The sequence below is a fragment of the Allobosea sp. NPDC055332 genome, assembly GCF_053645455.1.
On sequence record NZ_JBSHMO010000005.1, the window covers coordinates 336,829 to 356,463 of the forward strand.

Genomic DNA, 19,635 nt, shown 5'->3' on the forward strand with positions numbered 1-19,635 from the left:
TGCTCAACGCGGCTGTTGCGGCGAAGGTTCCGGCGGTCCGGAGCCGGCTCTCAGTGCGCCTCGTCCCAGTTGTCGGCGGCGCGCGCGTCGACGACCAGCGGCACCTTGAGCTGCACCGCCGGCTGCGGCGCCTCGACCATGACCTTGCGGATCACCGGCAGCACCGCCTCGACCTGCGCCTCCGGCACTTCGAAGACGAGCTCGTCATGCACCTGCAGCAGCATGCGCGCGTCGAGCCTGACGGCGGCGAGCGCGTCCTCCATGCGGATCATGGCGCGGCGGATGATGTCGGAAGCCGAGCCCTGGATCGGCGCGTTGATCGCCTGGCGCTCGACGAAAGCACGCTCGGACGGATTCTTCGAGGCGACCGCCGGGAAATGGCAGACGCGGCCGAAGATCGTCTCGACCGCGCCCTTGGCGCGCACGGTGGTGCGGGCCTGGTCCATATAGTCGCGGATGCCGGGGAAGCGCTCGAAGTATTTGCGGATATAGGCGCTGGCCTCCTCGCGGGAGATGCCGAGCTGGTTGGCGAGGCCGAAGGCCGAGATGCCGTAGATGATGCCGAAATTGATCGCCTTGGCTCGGCGGCGCACCTCGCTCGGCATGCCTTCGACCGGCACGCCGAACATTTCGGACGCCGTCATCGCATGGATGTCGACGCCATCGGCGAAGGCCTGCCGGAGCTGCGGGATCTCGGCGATATGGGCGAGGATGCGTAGTTCGATCTGGCTGTAGTCGGCCGAGACCAGCTTGTGGCCCTTCTCGGCGACGAAGGCGGTCCTGATCTTGCGGCCGGCCTCGGTGCGGATCGGGATGTTCTGCAGGTTCGGCTCGGAGGAGGAGAGCCGGCCGGTGGTGGTCGCAGCCAGGGCGTAAGACGTATGGACCCGGTGGGTCTGCGGATTCACATAGGTCGGCAGCGAGTCGGTATAGGTCGATTTCAGCTTGGCGAGCTGGCGCCAGTCGAGGATGCGGGCGGGCAGTTCATTGCCCTGCTCGGCGAGATCCTCGAGCACGCCGGCGCCGGTCGCCCATTGCCCGGTCGCGGTCTTCTTGGCGCCGGGCAGGCCCATCTTGCCGAACAGGATGTCGCCGAGCTGCTTGGGGCTGCCGATGGTGAATTTCTCGCCGGCAAGCGTGTGGATCTCGTCCTCCAGCCGCGCCAGCGACTGCGCGAATTCGCCCGACAGACGCGACAGGATCTGGCGGTCGATCGCGATGCCGCGCCGCTCCATCCGCACCAGAACCGGCACGAGCGGGCGTTCCATCGTCTCGTAGACCGTGGTCTTGCGCTCCGGCACGAGCCGCGGCTTCAGCGCCAGCCAGAGCCGCAAGGTCACATCGGCATCCTCGGCGGCATAGGCGGTCGCCTTGTCGAGCGGCACCTTGTCGAAGGTGACCTGGCTCTTGCCGGTGCCGGCGACCTCCGAATAGGGAATCGGCTTGTGGCCGAGATGAACCTCCGAGAGCCGGTCCATGCCCTGTCCGCCATGGCCGGCATCGAGCGCGTAGGAAATCAGCATGGTGTCGTCGATGGGGCCGACCTCGACGCCGTGCCGGTTGAACACGGCGATGTCGTATTTGAGGTTCTGCCCGATCTTGAGCACGCCGGGATCGGCGAGCAGCGGCTTCAGTTCGGCCAGCGCCTGATCGAGCGGGATCTGGCCGTCGAGCAGGCCGGAATCGAACAGCCCGTCGCCGGCGCGGTGCTGCAGCGGGATATAGCAGGCCTTGCCCGGCGCGACCGCGAGCGAGATGCCGATCAGATCGGCCTGCATTACGTCGAGCGAGTTGGTCTCGGTGTCGAGCGCGACCTGGCCGGCCTCATAGGCCCAGCCGATCCAGCGCGAGAGATCGGCGATTGTGCGCACGCATTCGTACGCCGCATGGTCGATCTTGACGGTGATCGCCGCGTCCTTGCGCGCGGCGGCAAGATCGGCCGGGCGTAGCCAGCCATCGGCCGCGGGCGCGGCCTTGCCCTCGACCACCGCGGCGGCGACCACGGTCGTCTCGCCATCGGTCGCGACCGCGACGGCCGCTCCGACGACAGGCAGGTCGGTCTCGGCATAGAGCGCCTTGAGCGCGGCGGCGCGAGCACCGCCTGGCGCGAGGTCGGGATCAGCGTCGATCGCGCCGACATCGGCCTCATAGGCTTCGGCGGCGCGCTTGGTGATGGTGGTGAACTCCATCGCCTTGAGGAAGGCGATGAGTTTTGCCGGATCGGGCTGGTTCAGGGTGAGCTCGCCGAGCGGCGTCTCGACCTTCACATCGTCGACCAGCGTGACCAGCTTGTGCGAGATGCGGACCTTCTCGACCACTTCGGGATTGGTCAGCGTCTCCCGGCGCTTGGGCTGCTTGATCTCGCCAGCGCGGGCGAGGAGCGTTTCGAGATCGCCATACTCGCCGATCAGCTGCGCCGCGGTCTTGATGCCGATGCCAGGGGCGCCGGGGACATTGTCGGTCGCATCGCCGGCGAGAGCCTGGACATCGGTGACCTTGTCCGGCGTGACCCCGAAATACTCGACCACCTCGGGCTCGCCGATGCGCCGCTCCGGCCGGAAGCCCGCGCCCTTCTTGGCGTCGCCGGAGGCCGGGTCGTACATGGCGACGCCCGGCCGCACGAGCTGCATCAGGTCCTTGTCGGCCGAGACGATCAGCACGTCGGCGCCGGCCTCGCTGGCCTGCCTCGCATAGGTCGCGATCAGGTCGTCGGCCTCGTAGACGTCCTGCTCGACCGGGATCAGCCCGAAAGCGCGTACCGCATCGCGCATCAGCGGGAATTGCGGGATCAGATCCGGCGGCGGATCGGAGCGATTGCCCTTGTAGGCCGGGTAGATCTCCTTGCGGAAGGAGTTCTCGCTCTTGTCGAAGACGATGGCGAGATGGGTCGGCTTCACCCCGAGCACGCCCTCGCGCACGAACTGGAACAGCTTCGTCGCGAACAGGCGGACCGCGCCGGACGGCAGCCCATCAGAGCGGGCATTGTATTTCCGGTCCTGGTTGATCGACTGGAAATAGGCACGGAAGATGAAGTTCGAGCCATCGACCAGGAAGAGGTGGTCGCCGGGCTTGAGCTGGGAGCTGTCGTTCGTCATGGCCGGGACCATAGGGCTGCGCGCCGGGATGGTCTATTGTGCAAGCAGCAGTGCCCGCAAGAAGCTGTCAGGAGGAAATCGATGAACGCCTATGTCACCATGCCGCTCGCCTTCCAGGGCCTGCCCGAGGAGGAGATGAAGGCGCAGGCGCTCAAATTCCTGGAGACGATGAAGAAGCGCCGCACCGTGCGCGACTATTCCGATAGGCCTGTGCCGCGCGAGATCATCGAGGCGGCGGTCGCGACCGCCGGCACCGCGCCATCCGGCGCCAACCAGCAGCCCTGGACCTTCGTCTGCATCTCCGATCCTGAGATCAAGAAGAAAATCCGCGAAGGCGCCGAGGAAGAGGAGCGCGCCTTCTATGCCGGCCGCGCCGGCGAGGAATGGCTCGATGCGCTCGAGCATCTCGGCACCGACGAGCACAAGCCTTTCCTCGATACCGCGCCCTGGCTGATCGCGATCTTCGCCCAGCGCTGGGGCTATGATGCGCAGGGGCGCAAGGTGAAGCATTACTACGTGCCTGAGTCGGTCGGCATCGCCGCCGGCTTCCTGATCGCCTCGCTGCACCAGGCGGGCCTGGCCACGCTGACGCATACGCCGGCGCCGATGAATTTCCTAAACGAACTCTGCGGCCGGCCCGACAACGAGAAGGCGTTGATCCTGCTCGTCGTCGGCTATCCCGCCGAAGGCTGCGTCGTCCCGGCGATTGGCAAGAAGCCACTGGAGGAGATCGCCAGCTTCCTCTGAGCTGCCGCCGCACTTGAGCAATCGTGCCGGCCATGGCTGATGTAGCAGTCTTGGCCGGCGGGAGATTCGTTCACGTCATGCAGACCAGTTCGCCGCCGATCCGCCGGGCCATGGTGCTCGCCGCCGGGCTCGGCAAGCGCATGCGCCCGATCACCGACACCATGCCGAAGCCGCTGGTCGCGATCGCCGGCAAGACCATGCTCGACCACGCGCTCGACCGCCTGGCGGAAGCCGGCGTTGCGGACGCTGTGGTCAATGTCCATTACCTCGCCGAGCAGATCGAAGCCCGCGTCGCTGGGCGCTCCCGCCCGAAGATCACGATCTCCGACGAGCGCGACGTCCTGCTCGAAACCGGCGGCGGCGTGAAGAAGGCGTTGCCGCTGCTCGGCGCCGAGCCGTTCTTCCATGTCAATTCCGATTCGCTCTGGAGCGAGCGGGGCGCGCCTAATGTCGCCGCCATGGCCGCTGCCTGGGATGCGGCGCGCATGGACATGCTGCTCCTGCTCGCCGAGCGCGAGAGCAGTGTCGGCTTCGACGGTGCCGGCGACTTCTTCCGCGACGAGGCCGGCCGGCTGGTGCGGCGTGGGCAGGCTGCGAGCGCGCCTTACGTCTATGCCGGTGTCGCGATCATCAAGCCGGAGCTGTTTGCGGATACGCCTGACGGGCCGTTCTCGCTGAACCTGCTGTTCGACCGTTGCATCGCCAAGGGAACCCTGTTCGGCCACCTGCTCGATGGCCGCTGGCTGCATGTCGGCACGCCCGAGGCGATTCCGCTGGCGGAAGAGGCCTACGCCGCTCATCAGGGCGGGTGAGCCGCGATGGCCGGGCTCAACCTGTTCAGCATCCCGGCCGGCGCGCCCTTCCTCTCCGTCCTGGCAGAGCAGCTGATCGCAGGCCGCTTCGGCCGGGCCTTCGACTCTGGCGATCCCGCCGCGCTCTCGCGCACCACGCTCTATCTGCCGACGCAGCGCGCGGCGCGGGCCTTCGGCACGATCCTATCGGAAAAGCTCGGCGGGCGGCCGCTACTGCTCCCGCGCATCGTCCCGCTCGGTGATGTCGACGAAGCCGAGACGGCACTGATCGCCGGCGCGGGCGATGCCCTCGCGCTTGGGCGGGTCGCGCCGATCGATCCCCTGCGCCGTCGCTTCATCCTGACGACGCTGATCTCGGCCTGGGGCCGCACCGCCAACCGCCAACATCTCAAGCTCGACCCGGCCGAGCCCTCGCTGATGCCGGCGACCCTGGCCGAGGCCTGGGGGCTCGCCGGCGACCTCGCCCATCTGCTCGACCAGCTCCAGACCGAAGGCGTCTCGCCGGCGCGATTGAAGGGGCTCGACGCCGCCCGCTTCGACGAGATCTGGCAGTTCAACGCCCGCTTCCTCGACATCATCGCCGAAGCCTGGCCAGCGATCCTGGAACAGCGGGGCGAATGCGATCCGGCCGAGTTCCGCAACCGTATGCTGGCGGCCGAGCGCGAGCGCCTGCTCGCAGGCGATTTCCACGGGCCGGTGATCGCGGCCGGCTCGACCGGCACGGTGCCGGCCACGGCCCGGCTGCTCGCCGCGCTCGCCCGCGCGCCGAACGGCGCCGTCGTGCTGCCCGATCTCGACGAGGCGCTCTCCGAACAGGGCTGGCGCGCTATCGTCCAGGAGCCGGCGCCCTCGCATCCGCAGGCAGCGCTGCATCGCCTGCTCGACGAGATCGGCGCGGGCCGCGACGAGGTCATCATCCTGGCCGAGCCTTCGCCGGGCCTGGAAGCGCGCCGCGACCTGTTGCGCCGCGCTTTGCTGCCGGCCTCCATTACTGATGACTGGGCCGGCGCTGCGCCCATACCCATCGGGGCGCTCGACGGCTTGCGCATCGTCGAAGCGGCGGATGAGCGCGAGGAGGCGCTGGTCGCAGCCTTGGCCCTGCGCGAGGCTTTGGAAGAGCCAAACGCTCGTGCTGCGCTGATCACGCCCGATCGCGGCCTCGCCGAGCGCGTCGCCGTCGAGCTCAGGCGCTGGGGCATCCAGGCCGATGATTCCGCCGGCCTGCCGCTCGGCCGCTGGCCGACCGGCGCTCTGCTTAGGCTGGCGCTCGATGCGGTCGATAGTGATCTCTCGCCGGCGAGCCTCGTGGCGCTGCTGGCGCATCCGCACTGCCGCCTCGGCCTGCCGGAAGCCCGCCTCCGGCAAGGCGCAGCGACGCTGGAGATCGGCTGCTGGCGCGGCGAGGCTGTCAGTTCGGGCTTTCCCGGCCTGCGCCGCGCCTTCGAGGCGATGCCGGAGCTGCGCGAGGCGACCTACGCACCGCGCCCGCGCCGTAAGCTGACAGACGAGGATGTCGGCGCGGCCGAACAGGTGCTGGCGGCGCTGGAAGAGGCACTCGCTCCGCTCGTCGCGGCCTTGGCCGGCCCCGCACCCGAACTGCGCGAGATTGCGGCGCAGGCCCGCCGGGCGGTCGAAAAGCTTAGCGGCGACGAGGCCGGCGCCGTCCTCGCCTGGCGCGGCCCGGATGGCGAAGCGCTCGCCAAGCTCTTCGACGATCTCGACGCGGCGCTACCGGAGGCGCCCGGCGAGGGCCGCGCCCGCGACTGGATTGCGATCCTCGAAGGGCTGATCGGCGAGCGCGTCGTACAGCGCCGCGATCCCGGCCATCCTCGCGTCAAGATCTGGGGCCTGCTCGAAGCCCGCCTGCTCGAAGCTGAGCATGTCGTGCTTGGCGGCTTGATCGAGAGCGTCTGGCCGCCGGCGACCGAAACGGATTCCTTCATCAACCGGCCGATGCGGGCGGAGCTCGGCCTCTCGCCGCCGGAACGGCGCATCGGCCAGACCGCGCACGACTTCGTCGCGGCGGCGCTCGCCGGCAAGGTGACGCTGACCCGCGCTCGCAAAGCCGGCGAGGCTGAGACGATTCCCTCGCGCTTCTGGCAGCGGCTCAAGGCGGTGGCGCCCACCGAAGCCTGGGCGGCGGCCGAGATGCGCGGGCGCGAGCTGACCGCCTGGGCCGCGCTGCTCGGCAAGCCGGCCGATCTGCTGCCGGTGCCGCGGCCAAAGCCCTATCCGGCGCCGCATCTGCAGCCGAAGCGGTTCAGCGTCACCGAGGTCGAGACGCTCTATCGCGACCCCTATGCCGTCTATGCCCGCAAGATCCTCCGGCTCGACGCCCTGCCGGACCTCGTCGAGGATCCCGGCGCGACCGATCGCGGCTCGCTGCTGCACGACATCGTAGGCACTTTCGCCGAGACCTATCCCGAGCAGGTGCCGGCTGGCGCCTATGGCAGCCTGATCGAGATCGGCGAACGCCTCTTCCGCGCCTATGACGAGACGCCGGAGGTCCGCGCTTTCTGGTGGCCGCGCTTCCTGCTGATCGCGCAGAACTTCCTCGGCTGGGAGGAGCGGCGCCGGCCGGGGCTCGCCCGCGTCGCCGTCGAGCGCGACACGCAGGCCGAATTCCCGCTGATCGACGGTTCCTCGATCCTGCTGACGGGCCGGGCCGACCGCGTCGAGGTCACGCGCGAAGGCGCCTTGCGCATCATCGATTTCAAGACCGGCGCGCCGCCGAGCGAGGAGCAGGTTCGCCTCGGCTTCGCCCCGCAACTGACGCTGGAGGCCGAGCTCGCTTTGCGCCACGGCTTCTCGCCGGACATCCTGCCCGGCCCGGTCGAGGCGCTGCTCTATCTCAGGCTCAACCACGACCCGAAGAGCTGGGAGAAGGACAAGAAGCTGTCGTTCAAGGACGAGGCGCAGGCCGACGTCACCGCCCGCCATCTCGCGCAATTGCTCGACCATCTTGCTGTTTTGCGCGCCGGCCGCGAGCCCTGGCTGTCGCGCCGCGCTCCGGCCTACATCAAATACGCCAGTCCCTATGACCAGCTCGCGCGGGTCAAGGAATGGTCGGCGGCGCCCGATCTCGGCGGCGATGCCGGAGACGAGGCATGACGCCGGCCGGCTGGACCATCCCCGAGCAGACGCGCCGCAATCAGGCGCTGGCGGCCGAGCCCGATCTCAGCGCCTGGGTCTCGGCCAATGCCGGCTCGGGCAAGACCCATGTGCTGGTCAACCGCGTGCTGCGCCTGCTGCTCGACGGCGTCGCGCCCGGCCGGATGCTCTGCATCACCTATACCAAGGCCGCTGCCGCCAATATGTCGAACCGGGTCTTCCGGGCGCTGTCGGTCTGGGCGGTGGCGTCCGATTCGGTGCTGTGGGCGGCACTGTCGGCGTTGACGGGAAAGCTCCCGGCTGCGAGCGACATCAGCCGGGCGCGGCGATTGTTCGCGCAGGCGCTGGAGACGCCGGGCGGGCTCAAGATCGAGACGATCCACGCCTTCTGCACCCGCGTGCTGCAGAGCGCGCCCTTCGAGGCCAATGTCCCGCCGCGCTTCGAGGTCGCCGACGACCTCGCCCAGGACGAATTGATGCGCGATGCCCGGCGCGACCTGCTAGCCGCTGCAGAAGCCGCTCCCGATGGGCCGCAGGCGCGGGCGCTGCGCTTCATGGCCGAGCATGCGGCGCAGGACACGTTCGACCAGATCATGCGCGAGGCGCTGCACCAGCGCGCCGTGTTCAGCGATACAGAAGGCCGGGCGCGCCGGCCTGAGGAGATCGTTTCAGGGCTCAGCGCCTTCCTTGGCATCGCGCCGGAGCTGACGGCGGATGAGGTGCGCGAGCACTTCCAGCGCGACCTGACTGATGTGCCCGATCTCGAACGGCTGGTCGCTGCCTTCGAGGCCGGCAGTGCGACGCGTGCCAAGGCGGCGGCGGCGATCAGGCTCGCACTTTCGGATGTGCCCGGCATCGATCCGGTCGCAGCCTGCCGTGCTGGCCTGCTCACGGCCGAGGGCAATGTCGCCCAGCATGTCCGCGGCAAGGGCAACAGCGCCCTGCCAGCCGACCTCGATGCGGCGCTCGACGCCGTCGCAGCCTGCCTGGGCGAAGCTATCGAGCAGCTCAACGCCATCGCCGTGCGCGAGCGCAGCGCGGCGCTCGCCGTGCTGGTGACCCATATCCTCGCCGCCTATCGCCGCCTGAAGGCGCAGCGCTCGCTGCTCGACTATGACGACCTGATCGCCAAGGCCCGCTCGCTGCTCGACCGGATCGATCCGGCCTGGGCGCTCTACAAGCTCGACGCCGGCATCGACCACATCCTGCTCGACGAAGCCCAGGACACCAGCGAGGCGCAATGGGCGATCCTGCGTCGCCTTGCCGAGGAGTTTTCGGCCGGCGAGGGCGCGCGCGAGCTGATCAGGCCACGCACCGTCTTCGTCGTCGGCGACGAGAAGCAGTCGATCTACGGCTTCCAGGGCGCGGCGCCCGCCCATTTCAGCGAGGAGCGGCGTTTGCTCGGCGGGCGCCTCCAGGAGGCCGGCCAGCGCTTCGAGCCGATCAGCCTGACCACCTCCTTCCGCTCGGCCCCCGACATCATGCGCGCCGTTGATGCGGTGTTTGCGCCCAAGGAGCACTGGCGCGGTCTCGTCTTCGATGGCGGTGCCGGGCCGGAGCGTCACGACACGGTCAGGCGGGCCTCGATCGGCGCGGTCGATCTCTGGCCGGTCTCGGCCGACGATGCCAGCGAGAAGCCCGATGCCTGGACCGCGCCGGTCGATGCGCCCGAGCGGCGCTCGGGCCTGGTCAAGCTCGCGGCTCGCATCGCCGATGTGCTGAAGCGCTGGAGCGAGGCCGGCCGCGACGATATCGGCCGGCCGTTCAGGCCGGGCGACGTGATGATCCTGCTGCGCCAGCGCGGCGCGCTGTTCGAGGCGATCGTCAAAGCGCTGAAGGATCGCGGCGTGCCCGTCGCCGGCCGCGATCGCCTCACGCTCGCCGACCATCCGGCGGTCGAGGACCTCGTTGCGCTAGGCCGCGCCATCCTGCTGCCGCAGGACGATCTCTCGCTGGCTATCACGCTGAAGACGCCGCTCTTCGGCCTCGACGATGACGATCTGATGCGCCTTGCGCCGGAGCGGAAAGGCTCGCTGCGCGATGCCTTCCGCCAGGCGGCGCAGACCGAGCCGCGCTATGCCGCGATCGAGACGCGCCTGACCGAGCTCGCCGAGGAGGTCGGGCGCTGCGGTCCGTTCCGCTTCTACGCCGGCCTGCTCGGGCCCGGCGGTGGCCGCAATCTGGCGCTGGCACGGCTCGGTCCGGAAGCGGGCGATGCGCTCGACGCCTTCCTCAGCGCCGCGCTCGATCATGAGCGGCGCTACGGCCCTTCGCTCGCCGGCTTCCTGCACCATATCGGCGCAGTGGCGACGCAGGTGAAGCGCGATCTCTCGGCCAGCGCCGGCGAGGTCCGGGTGATGACCGTGCACGGCTCGAAGGGGCTGGAGGCGCCGGTCGTCATCCTCGCCGATCTCGGCATCGCGCCGGGCGAACGCCGCCTGCCGAAGCTGATGGCGGTCGAGCCGCCGCGCGGCACGCAGGTGCCGGTCTGGCCGAGCAGGCGCGCCGATGATCCAGCCGCGATGCGGCGCGCCAAGGATGCGATCGTCGCCCAGATGGTCGAGGAGCATCATCGCCTGCTCTATGTCGCGCTGACCCGCGCCGAGGAGCGGCTGATCCTTTGCGGCGTGCAGGCCAAAGGCGAGGCGCCTGAGGGATCCTGGTACGCCATGGCCGAACTCGGCCTCGCCGGCTCCGAGCCCTGGCTGCGCGACGTGTCGGCTCCCGACGGCGACGGCGAAGTCCGCCGCTTCATGGTCTCGCAGCCGGGAGACATCGCAGCCGAGGAGAGTGCCGCCGCGCTGGCCTCGACTTCGGCACCTGACTGGCTGACGCGCTCCGCACCCGAGGAAGCCGAGCCGGCGCCGCCTTTGCGCCCGTCGAGCGCGCTGTCCGCGGCCGATGCGCAGGAGCGTCCACATGACGGGCCCTTTCTCGCCAATGCCGCCGCGGCCGGCCGGCTCGCACATCTTCTGTTGCAGGTCCTACCGGAAGTGCCGCCGGAACGGCGCACTGGTACGGCCCGCGCGCTGGCGGAGGCGCGTGGCGGTTCGCTGCCGGAGGAGCGCCGCGCTGCAATCGTTGAGGACGCGCTGGCACTGATCGTTGCGCCGGAGTTCGGCGGGTTGTTCGGCCCGGGCAGCCTCGCCGAAGTGCCGCTCGCTGGCGAGATCGCCCTGACGGATGGCAGCAGGCGGCCGGTGCAGGGCCGGATCGACCGGCTCGCCGTTAGCGATGACGAGGTCCTGATCGCCGATTTCAAGACCGCGGCGCGCCCACCCGAAAATGCGGCTGCGCTGCCGGCCTCGACGCTGGCGCAGCTCGCGGTCTATCGCCGGCTCGTCGGCGCGATCTATCCCGGCCGTCGGGTGCGGGCGGTCGCGATCTACACAGCGAGCCTGAAGCCGCTGGAGCCGTCGCCGGAGCTGCTCGACGCCACCCTGGCGAATATGGTGGATCAGCCCCGCTTCACCGGAAGGTGAGCCAGCCTTGACCCTGCGGCCGCCCGTTCATAGCTTCAGCGACGAATAGCGGCGTTGTTGCCGCATGCGAATCGAAAGGCGATGAGCCATGGCGACGACCAAAGTGACCGATGCGAGCTTCGAGGCCGATGTGCTGAAGTCGAGCGAGCCGGTGGTGGTGGATTTCTGGGCCGAGTGGTGCGGCCCCTGCCGGATGATCGGCCCGGCGCTCGAGGAGATCGCAGGCGAGCTCGACGGCAAGGTCAAGATCGTCAAGATGAACGTCGATGAGAACCAGCAGATCCCGGCCCAGTTCGGCATCCGCTCGATCCCGACGCTGATGCTGTTCAAGGACGGCAAGCTGGCCTCGCAGAAGGTCGGCGCTGCCCCCAAGAGCGATCTGTCCCGCTGGATCTCGGCCGCGGTCTGATCTCGCGGACGTGGAATCAAGAAGGCCCGCCCTCGCTGAGGGCGGGCCTTCTTCGTTTCAACTCGTCGCTCTGGTCACTTCGAGCGGTTGTCGAGCGCGAAGGCGCCGGCGCCGGCGAAGACCAGATAGAAGAAGATGAAGCAGTAGAGGATCGCGGCGTCGCCATTGTTCAGCAGCGGATAGACGTTCCGCGGCGCATGGAACATCCAGTAGGCATAGGCCATCTCGCCCGAGAGGATGAAGGCGACGGGGCGGGTCCACAGGCCGATGAGGATCAGCAGGCCGCCGAAGGTTTCGAGGACTGCGCCGAACCAGAACAGCGTGAACATCGCCGGCAGGCCGCTGGCCGGCGGAGCCGGGAAACCGAACAGCTTCTGTGTTCCATGGGCGATGAAGATCAGCGCCGTCGCGATGCGCAGCAGTCCGAGCGCCTGCGGCGCGTAGCGGGTCAGGGAGTTGAGAGCCTGCATGGGCGGTTGCCTTCCGTCCGGTTTCGAATTGGATTAATTTGCTAAGTGATTGGGTTTGCTGGCGAAGAACTCTTCCTCGTCGCGATGCGCTTGTCTCTGTGCAAGCAAGGTCGATCAAGTCACGTTTTCGTTTGCAGTGCAGCAAAATCGTTACGCGGCAAATCCGCAACAGCGGCGGCCTCGTTCACCATTGCGGAAAATTCGCCGGAATCGGGCTTAACCACCCCTTAAAAGCGCCATGTTTGAATCCTGTCTGGAAATCGCCGGGCTGCGGATCGCAGCGTGGTGGCGGGGCCTGAACGGGGCGGGATGAACGACCGGTCGAAACGAGGCGGTGAGCGGCGTGAGCCGTCATTCGAGCGTGCGCGCGACGATTACGAGCGCGACGACGGCGATTTGCGCCTCTCCGCCGAGGACCGCCCCTATCGCGGAGGAAGGAATCCGGTGGCACCGCGCCAGCAACCGCGCCGCCAGCAGAACGAGCGCAGCAAGGGAGGCCGCAAGCAGCGCCGCAGGCGCGGCTCCTTCCTTGGCCGCATCTTCTATTGGGGCGTCGTCATGGGGCTCTGGGCGGTGCTCGCCGTCGGTGGCGTCGTCGCCTATCACGCCGCGCAATTGCCGCCGATCGACCAGCTCACCGTGCCGAAACGGCCACCCAACATCGCCATCCTCGCGGCCGACGGCACGCTGCTCGCCAATCGCGGCGAGACTGGCGGGCGCACCATCACCATCGGCGAAGTGCCGCCCTATCTGCCGAAAGCCTTCGTCGCGATCGAGGACCGGCGCTTCTACGAGCATTTCGGCATCGACCCGATCGGGCTCGGCCGCGCCATCGTCAACAACCTGACCAAGCGCGGCGGCGTGCAGGGCGGCTCGACCCTGACGCAGCAGCTCGCCAAAAACCTGTTCCTGACCCAGGAGCGCACGGCGGCGCGCAAGATCCAGGAAGCGATCCTCTCGCTCTGGCTGGAGCGGACCTACACCAAGGACCAGATCCTCGAGCTCTATCTCAACCGCGTCTATTTCGGCTCGGGCGCCTATGGCGTCGAGGCGGCGGCGCAGCGCTATTTCAACAAGTCGGCACGCTCGGTCTCGGTCGCCGAGGCGGCGATGCTCGCCGGCCTCGTCCAGGCCCCCTCGCGCCTCGCGCCGAACCGCAATCCCGACGCAGCCGAGAAGCGCGCCCAGCTGGTCATCTCGGCGATGGCCGAGCAGGGTCTGATCTCGCAGGCCACGGCCAAGACCGCGCTCGGCGCGCCGGCCGAGGTGCCAGAGCGCGTCGGCGCCGGCTCGGTCAACTACGCCGCCGACTACGTCATGGACGTGCTCGACGACTTCATCGGCGCGATCGAGGGCGACGTCACCGTACTGACGTCGATCGATACAAAGCTGCAAAGCTCGGCTGAGACGATCCTGGTCGAAGCGCTCTCGGCGCAGGGAGCCAAGCTCAACGCCTCGCAGGGCGCTGTGGTCTCGCTGGCGCCGGATGGGGCGATCCGCGCTTTGATCGGCGGACGCGACTACACCAAGAGCCAGTTCAACCGCGCCACAGCGGCGCATCGCCAGCCGGGCTCGTCCTTCAAGCCCTTCGTCTACCTCACCGCGATCGAGAAGGGCATGACGCCGGATACGATCCGCGACGATTCCCCGGTTTCGATCAAGGGCTGGGAGCCGGAGAACTATTCGCGCACCTTCCGCGGCCCGGTCACGCTGCAGACCGCCTTCGCCCATTCGCTCAACACGGTCGTGGCGCGCCTGATCCAGGAGGTGACGCCGCGCGAGGTCGTGCGCACGGCCCAGCGCCTGGGTATCAATTCGTCCCTGCAGGCCAATCCGTCGCTGTCGCTCGGCACCTCGGAGGTGACGCCGCTGGAGATGACCGCCGCCTATGCAAGCTTCGCCAATGGCGGCCAGTCGGTGCTCCCCTATGTGATCCGCGAGGTCAAATCGACCAGCGGAAAGGTCGTCTACGCCCGCAAGGCCAACAGTTTCGGCCCGGTGATCCAGCCGCAGACGCTCTCGATGATGAATTCGATGTTCCACGCGGTGATGACCGGCGGCACCGGCAGCAAGGTCAACATTCCCGGCTGGGAGGTCGGCGGCAAGTCGGGCACGACGCAGGATTACCGCGACGCCTGGTTCGTCGGCTTCACCGGGCGGCTCGTCACCGCCGTCTGGGTCGGCAACGACGACAACTCGACGATGAAGCGCGTCACCGGTGCCGGCCTGCCGGCGGAGATCTGGGGCAAGTACATGAAGACGGCCCATGCCGGCCAGCAGCCGATACAGTTGCCGGGCGGGCTCTGGCAGTCGGCGCCGAAGTCGATCTTCGATACGGGTGAGCCGGTCGCCGGCGTCGCGCCGCCGGCGCGGACCCAGCAGGCCGCCTCAGGCGACCGCGCCTGGACGCCGCCTGCGCCGCAGGAGAAGAACTTCTTCGAGCGCCTGTTCGGCGGCTGACGTCTTACGTCCCGCGCGGCTTGGCGCGGGTCGTCGCCGCCGCCGTCGCGGGATCGTCCGGCCAGGGATGGCGCGGATAGCGCCCTTTCATCTCCGCCTTCACGCTGGCCCAGGAACCGCGCCAGAAGCCCGGCAGGTCGCGTGTGACCTGGATCGGCCGATGGGCGGGGGACAAGAGCTCCAGCACGAGCGGCACGCGTCCCCCGGCGAGCGAAGGGTGCTGCGCCAGCCCATAGAGCTCCTGCACCCGGACCGAGATGGTCGGTCCGGCCTCGGCGCCGTAGTCGACCGCGAGCTGCGAGCCGGTCGGCGCCGCAAAATGCGTCGGAGCTTGCGCGTCGAGCCGCCGCTTCAGCTCCCAGGGCAGCAAGGTCGACAGCGCCGCGTCGAGATCGCCCGGCGTGATGGCGGAAAGAGAACTCCGCCCGACGATGTGTGGCGCGAGCCAGTCCGCCGCTGTCCCGGCAAGGCCAGTGTCGGACAGATCGGGCCAGCCGGCATCCTCGCCCTCCGCTGTGCGCAGGAAAGCGACACGCTCGCGCAATTGCGCCTGCCCTTTGCTCCAGGGCAGCGTCTCGATGCCGAGCGCAGCGATGCCCCGCGCCAGCACTTCGGCATTCTCCGGTGAGGCCTCGACCGGCAGCGGTCGTTCGGCCAGCACCAGCGCCCCATATTTGCGGGCCGCTCGGGCCCGCAGCGCCCGGGCCTGTCGATCGAACACGGTCTCGTTGCGCTCCGACAATCCGATCCGGATCAGGCCGGAGGCGGCGAGTGCGGCGATCTCGGTCTCGCTGATCGCGACGGCGCTGAGGATGCGGGCCTGCTGGGCGCTTCCGGTCATCTCGCCGACGACGAGATAAGGCTCGCGCGCCAGCCTCTGACCGGGTTCGAGCATCGCGCCGCGGCCATTGGCGAGCAGATACTGCCCGGAGCCGGGTTGGCGTGCCTTGGCGACGCGGTCGGGGAAAGCGAGCCCCAGCAGGAAGCCGGGCGAGAGCGGCTGCTCCGCGCCGGCCTTCACCTTGCTCGCTGCCTGCCTCGCCCAGCCCTCGGCGAGGCGGCGCATGTCGGCGGCACGACCGCCGCGTTCGCGGGTAAAGCGCTCAAGCCGCTCGGCAAGGTCGATCGCATCGCCGCCGAGCCCGCGCTCGACCAGCAAGGCCGCCAGCAAGGCGGCCGGCTCGCTTTGGCGGTGATGCGCCGCGCCGACGACCATATGCGCCAGCCGCGGCGGCAATGGCAGGACTTGCAGCGCCTTGCCGTCCTCGGTGATGCGGCCGTCCGGATCGAGAGCGTCGAGGTCGCCCAGCAGCGCCCGTGCCTCCTTCAGCGCCGGCGCCGGCGGCGGATCGAGGAAGGCGAGGCTGGTCGGATCGGAGACGCCCCAGGCAGCGCAGTCGAGTAGCAGCGGAGCGAGGTCGGCCGAGAGGATTTCCGGTCGGGCGAAGGCTTCGAGCGCACCATTCGCCGCTTCCTCCCAGAGCCGATAGCAGATGCCGGGCTCGGTGCGGCCGGCGCGGCCGCGGCGCTGGTCGCAGGCTGCCCGGCTGGCGCGCTGGGTGACGAGGCGGGTGACGCCGATATCGGGTTCGTAGAGCGGCACGCGGGCGAGGCCGGAATCGATCACGACGCGCACGCCCTCGATCGTCAGCGAGGTCTCGGCGATCGATGTCGCCAGCACGACCTTGCGCTTGCCCTTGGGCGCCGGCAGCACGGCGCGGTCCTGCTCTGCCTGATCGAGCGCGCCATAGAGCGGCGCGATCTCGATCGTGGCATCACGGATTTTCTCGCGCAGCCGCTCCTCGACACGCCGGATCTCGCCCTGGCCGGGCAGGAAGACGAGCAGCGAGCCGGCCTGCTCGTTCAGCGCCTGCAGCACCGCCTCGGTGACCTGATCCTCGATCCGCTTCAGCGGGTCGCGGCCGAGATAGCGTGTCTCGACCGGATGGGCGCGGCCCTCGCTCTCGATCACCTCGGCATCGCCGAGCAGTCTTGCGACGCGCGCGCCGTCCAGCGTCGCCGACATCACCAGGATACGCAGGTCCTCGCGCAGGCCGGCCTGCGCATCGAGCGCCAGTGCCAGCCCGAAATCGGCGTCGAGCGAGCGCTCGTGGAATTCGTCGAACAGTACGGCAGCGATGCCGTCGAGCGCGGGATCGTCGAGGATCATCCTTGCGAAGACACCTTCGGTGACGACCTCGATCCGCGTCTTCGGGCTGATCTTCGAGCCGAGCCGGACGCGCAGGCCGACCGTCTCGCCGACGCGCTCGCCAAGCGTTTGGGCCATGCGATCGGCCGCGCCGCGGGCTGCGAGGCGCCGCGGCTCCAGCACGATCAGCTTGCCGCCGCCCTTCTCGCTGCTTTTGGCCCAGGGCTCGTCGAGCAGCGCGAGCGGCACCCGCGTGGTCTTGCCGGCGCCGGGCGGGGCGACGAGCACGGCGTTCGGCTTCTCGCGCAGGGAGCTGGCGAGGGCGCCGAGAACCGCGTCGATCGGGAGGGCTGTGTCGAAGGCGCGCATGCGCCTGCGATGTGGCGCAGGTAGCAGCGTGGTGCAAGTCGGCTCAGGCGGCTTGCTGCAGTCCGACCTCGAACGGCGCCATGCTGACGGTGCCGGCTTTCACGGAGACCAGCGTGTTGCAGGGTAGAGCCTGCCAGCAGTCGCGGGCGGCATCGACCGGCTCGGAGGCGATCACCACCGCATCGCCGCGATTGCAGACATAGAGCGTCGGCGGCTTGGTGTCGGAGGACCAGCGCACGGCATGGATCGTCTCGCCGTCAGCGAGTGCAGCGGCGCAGCGCAGCGGCTCCTGCACGCCGGCCTCTTGCATCAGCGCGAGCGCATCGCCGAGCGCGCCCGCCAGAGCATCGCCGGGCGCAGCCCCCTCGGCAATGCGCGCCAGCGCCAGCAGGAACAGCGCTTCGGAATCGGTGGTGCCGACGCGTGCGTCATAGAGCGTATCGGGGATCAGGCTCTCGAGCCGGCGCTTGATCACGGCGTAGCCGCCGATCTGGCCGTTGTGCATGAACAGGTGCCGGCCATGGACGAAGGGGTGGCAGTTCGCCCGCGTCGAGGCGGTGCCGGTGGCGGCGCGCACATGCGCGAAGAACAGATGCGAACGCACCAGGCGGGCGATCGAGAGCAGGTTCTCGTCGGACCAGGCCGGCCTGATCTCGCGATACTGGCCGGGCTCGGCCCGCTCGCCATACCAGCCGACACCGAAGCCGTCGCCATTGGTGCCGGTCTTGGCCTCCTCGGCGTGGAGCGACTGGTGGATCAGCGAATGGCAGGGCGAGGCGATGAAGTCCTCGAGGAAGACCGGGGCGCCGGCATAGGCGAGGAAACGGCACATGGTGGTCCCGAATCAGGCGCGGGCGGGACGCCGCAGGAGATAATTATTCCACGAGAATGAATGCCGGCATAACGATTCATCTCTGCATGGCGGCCGGCCCCGCTTCTGCGCGGCCTTGGTGGGGATGGCCGTGCAGCCAAGGGGCCGGTGTCGTTGCGAGCGGTATAGCCTTGATATAACCGTCGCAGTGACGGGGTGGCAGCGACGTTCCGCGGCAAGCGGACGGGTGAAGGGGCCGATATTCATGCTGACGAAGCTCGCCGGCACGGCGCTCCTGCTTGTTCTCCTTCCCCAGGCTGCCTATGCCGCCGGTGATATCGGCGGCGCGAGCATGGGTGTCGCCTGGGCTCTGCCTTTTGCCGGGATGCTGCTCTCGATCGCGCTCGGGCCGGTGCTGTTCCCGCATTTCTGGGAGTTGAACTACGGCAAGTTCGCCGCGTTCTGGGCCGTACTGGTGGTGGTGCCGCTCGTCCTCTTCCGCGGCGTCGATCCGGCGCTCGGTGCACTCCTGCACACCGCGCTGCTCGACTACATCCCGTTCATCATCCTGCTCTTTGCGCTATTCACCATCGCCGGTGGCATCCTGATCACCGGCAATCTGCATGGCACCCCGGCGACGAACACTGCGCTGCTCGCGATCGGCACGCTGATGGCGAGCTTCGTCGGCACCACCGGCGCCTCGATCATCATGATCCGCCCGGTCCTGCGGGCGAATGACGACCGGCGCTTCAACGTCCACGTCGTCGTCTTCTTCATCTTCCTGGTCTCGAACATCGGGGGATCGTTGACGCCGCTCGGCGACCCGCCGCTCTTCCTCGGCTTCCTGCGCGGCGTCTCCTTCTTCTGGACGACGACGCATCTCCTGTCGGAGACGCTGACCGCGGTCGTGATCCTGCTCGCCGTGTTCTACGCGCTCGACAGCTGGTTCTTCCGCAAGGAAGAGAATTTCCCGCCGCTGCGCGATCCGACGCCGGACCGCGCCATCAAGCTGTTCGGCAAGGTCAACATCCTCCTGCTCGGCGGCGTCATCCTCGCCATCCTGATGTCGGCGAGCTGGAAGCCGGGAGTCGCCTTCACGATCCATGGCATCGCCATCGAAGGGCAGAACCTGGCGCGCGATTTCCTTCTGCTGGCGCTGGCCGGCCTGTCGCTCGCCCTGACGCCGAAGCCGGTGCGCGCCGGTAACGAGTTCAGCTGGGGGCCAATCAAGGAGGTCGCCAAGCTTTTCGCCGGCATCTTCACATGCATCATCCCGGTGCTCGCCATGCTGCAGGCCGGCCGAAACGGTGCCTTCGCTCCCCTCGTCGCCCTCGTCAGCAATGCCGATGGCAGCGCCAACAACGCCGCCTATTTCTGGTTGGCCGGCGGCCTGTCCTCCTTCCTCGACAACGCCCCGACCTATCTCGTCTTCTTCGAGCTCGCCGGCGGCGACCCCAAAATGCTGATGACGACCGGGGCGCTGACGCTGACCGCGATCTCGGCCGGCGCCGTGTTCATGGGTGCCAACTCCTATATCGGCAACGCCCCGAACTTCATGGTCTACGCCATCGCCAAGGACCGGAAAGTCGCGATGCCGAGCTTCTTCGGCTACATGCTCTGGTCGGGCGCGATCCTGATCCCGCTCTTCCTGCTGCAGACGCTGATCTTCTTCCGCTGACGCCTCCGGCGGCGCATGGACAGGAGCCGGGCGCGCGCCTAA

At 68.7% G+C, this 19,635-nt stretch carries 11 protein-coding genes; 7 read left to right on the plus strand and 4 right to left on the minus strand.

Annotation, left to right across the window (positions count from 1 at the left end; all coding sequences use genetic code 11):
• Positions 1-50: 50 nt before the first annotated feature.
• Positions 51-3,095 carry a DNA polymerase I gene (gene polA, locus ACWIGM_RS27125; RefSeq protein ID WP_454029087.1) on the minus strand — a complete coding sequence of 1,015 codons (3,045 nt, stop codon included), beginning with the start codon at positions 3,093-3,095 and terminating at the stop codon, positions 51-53.
• Positions 3,096-3,176: 81 nt separating this feature from the next.
• Between polA and ACWIGM_RS27130 the strand changes: the two genes are divergently transcribed.
• From ACWIGM_RS27130 to trxA, 5 genes are all read left to right on the plus strand, one after another.
• Complete coding sequence (locus ACWIGM_RS27130; protein WP_454029088.1) at positions 3,177-3,842, plus strand: nitroreductase family protein; 666 nt, start codon at positions 3,177-3,179, stop codon at positions 3,840-3,842.
• Between the two features lie 77 nt (positions 3,843-3,919).
• A complete protein-coding gene (locus tag ACWIGM_RS27135; protein WP_454029089.1) occupies positions 3,920-4,654 on the plus strand; it encodes a nucleotidyltransferase family protein in 735 nt (244 codons plus the stop codon).
• A gap of 6 nt (positions 4,655-4,660) precedes the next feature.
• Positions 4,661-7,765 (plus strand): double-strand break repair protein AddB, encoded by a 3,105-nt coding sequence (addB, locus tag ACWIGM_RS27140; RefSeq protein ID WP_454029090.1) that lies wholly within the window; start codon positions 4,661-4,663, stop codon positions 7,763-7,765.
• Positions 7,762-11,247, plus strand: coding sequence for a double-strand break repair helicase AddA (gene addA / locus ACWIGM_RS27145; RefSeq protein WP_454029091.1), 3,486 nt, complete (start codon positions 7,762-7,764; stop codon positions 11,245-11,247). The genes addB and addA overlap by 4 nt, the downstream gene beginning before the upstream one ends.
• Before the next feature lie 88 nt (positions 11,248-11,335).
• The gene (gene trxA / locus ACWIGM_RS27150; RefSeq protein WP_137883921.1) at positions 11,336-11,656 is read left to right on the plus strand and encodes a thioredoxin; all 321 of its coding nucleotides are present in this window, start codon (positions 11,336-11,338) and stop codon (positions 11,654-11,656) included.
• A 74-nt stretch (positions 11,657-11,730) separates the two neighbouring features.
• On the opposite strand, the gene ACWIGM_RS27155 is transcribed toward trxA, so the two are convergent.
• Entirely contained in the window at positions 11,731-12,126 is a 396-nt protein-coding gene (locus ACWIGM_RS27155) for a DoxX family protein (RefSeq protein WP_454029092.1), read from the minus strand.
• Between the two features lie 309 nt (positions 12,127-12,435).
• On the opposite strand from ACWIGM_RS27155, the gene ACWIGM_RS27160 reads away from it, so the two are divergent.
• Entirely contained in the window at positions 12,436-14,586 is a 2,151-nt protein-coding gene (locus tag ACWIGM_RS27160) for a transglycosylase domain-containing protein (protein ID WP_454029093.1), read from the plus strand.
• 4 nt (positions 14,587-14,590) lie between these two features.
• Here the strand turns inward: ACWIGM_RS27160 and hrpB are convergent, their stop codons facing one another.
• Both hrpB and ACWIGM_RS27170 read right to left on the minus strand, forming a co-directional pair.
• Positions 14,591-17,104, minus strand: a complete 2,514-nt coding sequence (gene hrpB, locus ACWIGM_RS27165; protein WP_454029094.1) for an ATP-dependent helicase HrpB — start codon at positions 17,102-17,104, stop codon at positions 14,591-14,593.
• Between the two features lie 43 nt (positions 17,105-17,147).
• Positions 17,148-17,936, minus strand: coding sequence for a class II glutamine amidotransferase (locus ACWIGM_RS27170; RefSeq protein ID WP_454029095.1), 789 nt, complete (start codon positions 17,934-17,936; stop codon positions 17,148-17,150).
• Between the two features lie 244 nt (positions 17,937-18,180).
• Between ACWIGM_RS27170 and ACWIGM_RS27175 the strand changes: the two genes are divergently transcribed.
• Positions 18,181-19,593 (plus strand): sodium:proton antiporter, encoded by a 1,413-nt coding sequence (locus tag ACWIGM_RS27175; RefSeq protein ID WP_454029096.1) that lies wholly within the window; start codon positions 18,181-18,183, stop codon positions 19,591-19,593.
• Positions 19,594-19,635 lie beyond the last annotated feature (42 nt).

Excerpts from the sequence above, each read along its gene's own strand:
- polA (WP_454029087.1), bottom strand. The coding sequence starts at position 3,095 with ATGACGAACGACAGCTCCCAGCTCAAGCCCGGCGACCACCTCTTCCTG.
- ACWIGM_RS27130 (WP_454029088.1), top strand. The coding sequence starts at position 3,177 with ATGAACGCCTATGTCACCATGCCGCTCGCCTTCCAGGGCCTGCCCGAG.
- ACWIGM_RS27135 (WP_454029089.1), top strand. The coding sequence starts at position 3,920 with ATGCAGACCAGTTCGCCGCCGATCCGCCGGGCCATGGTGCTCGCCGCC.
- addB (WP_454029090.1), top strand. The coding sequence starts at position 4,661 with ATGGCCGGGCTCAACCTGTTCAGCATCCCGGCCGGCGCGCCCTTCCTC.
- addA (WP_454029091.1), top strand. The coding sequence starts at position 7,762 with ATGACGCCGGCCGGCTGGACCATCCCCGAGCAGACGCGCCGCAATCAG.
- trxA (WP_137883921.1), top strand. The coding sequence starts at position 11,336 with ATGGCGACGACCAAAGTGACCGATGCGAGCTTCGAGGCCGATGTGCTG.
- ACWIGM_RS27155 (WP_454029092.1), bottom strand. The coding sequence starts at position 12,126 with ATGCAGGCTCTCAACTCCCTGACCCGCTACGCGCCGCAGGCGCTCGGA.
- ACWIGM_RS27160 (WP_454029093.1), top strand. The coding sequence starts at position 12,436 with ATGAACGACCGGTCGAAACGAGGCGGTGAGCGGCGTGAGCCGTCATTC.
- hrpB (WP_454029094.1), bottom strand. The coding sequence starts at position 17,104 with ATGCGCGCCTTCGACACAGCCCTCCCGATCGACGCGGTTCTCGGCGCC.
- ACWIGM_RS27170 (WP_454029095.1), bottom strand. The coding sequence starts at position 17,936 with ATGTGCCGTTTCCTCGCCTATGCCGGCGCCCCGGTCTTCCTCGAGGAC.
- ACWIGM_RS27175 (WP_454029096.1), top strand. The coding sequence starts at position 18,181 with ATGCTGACGAAGCTCGCCGGCACGGCGCTCCTGCTTGTTCTCCTTCCC.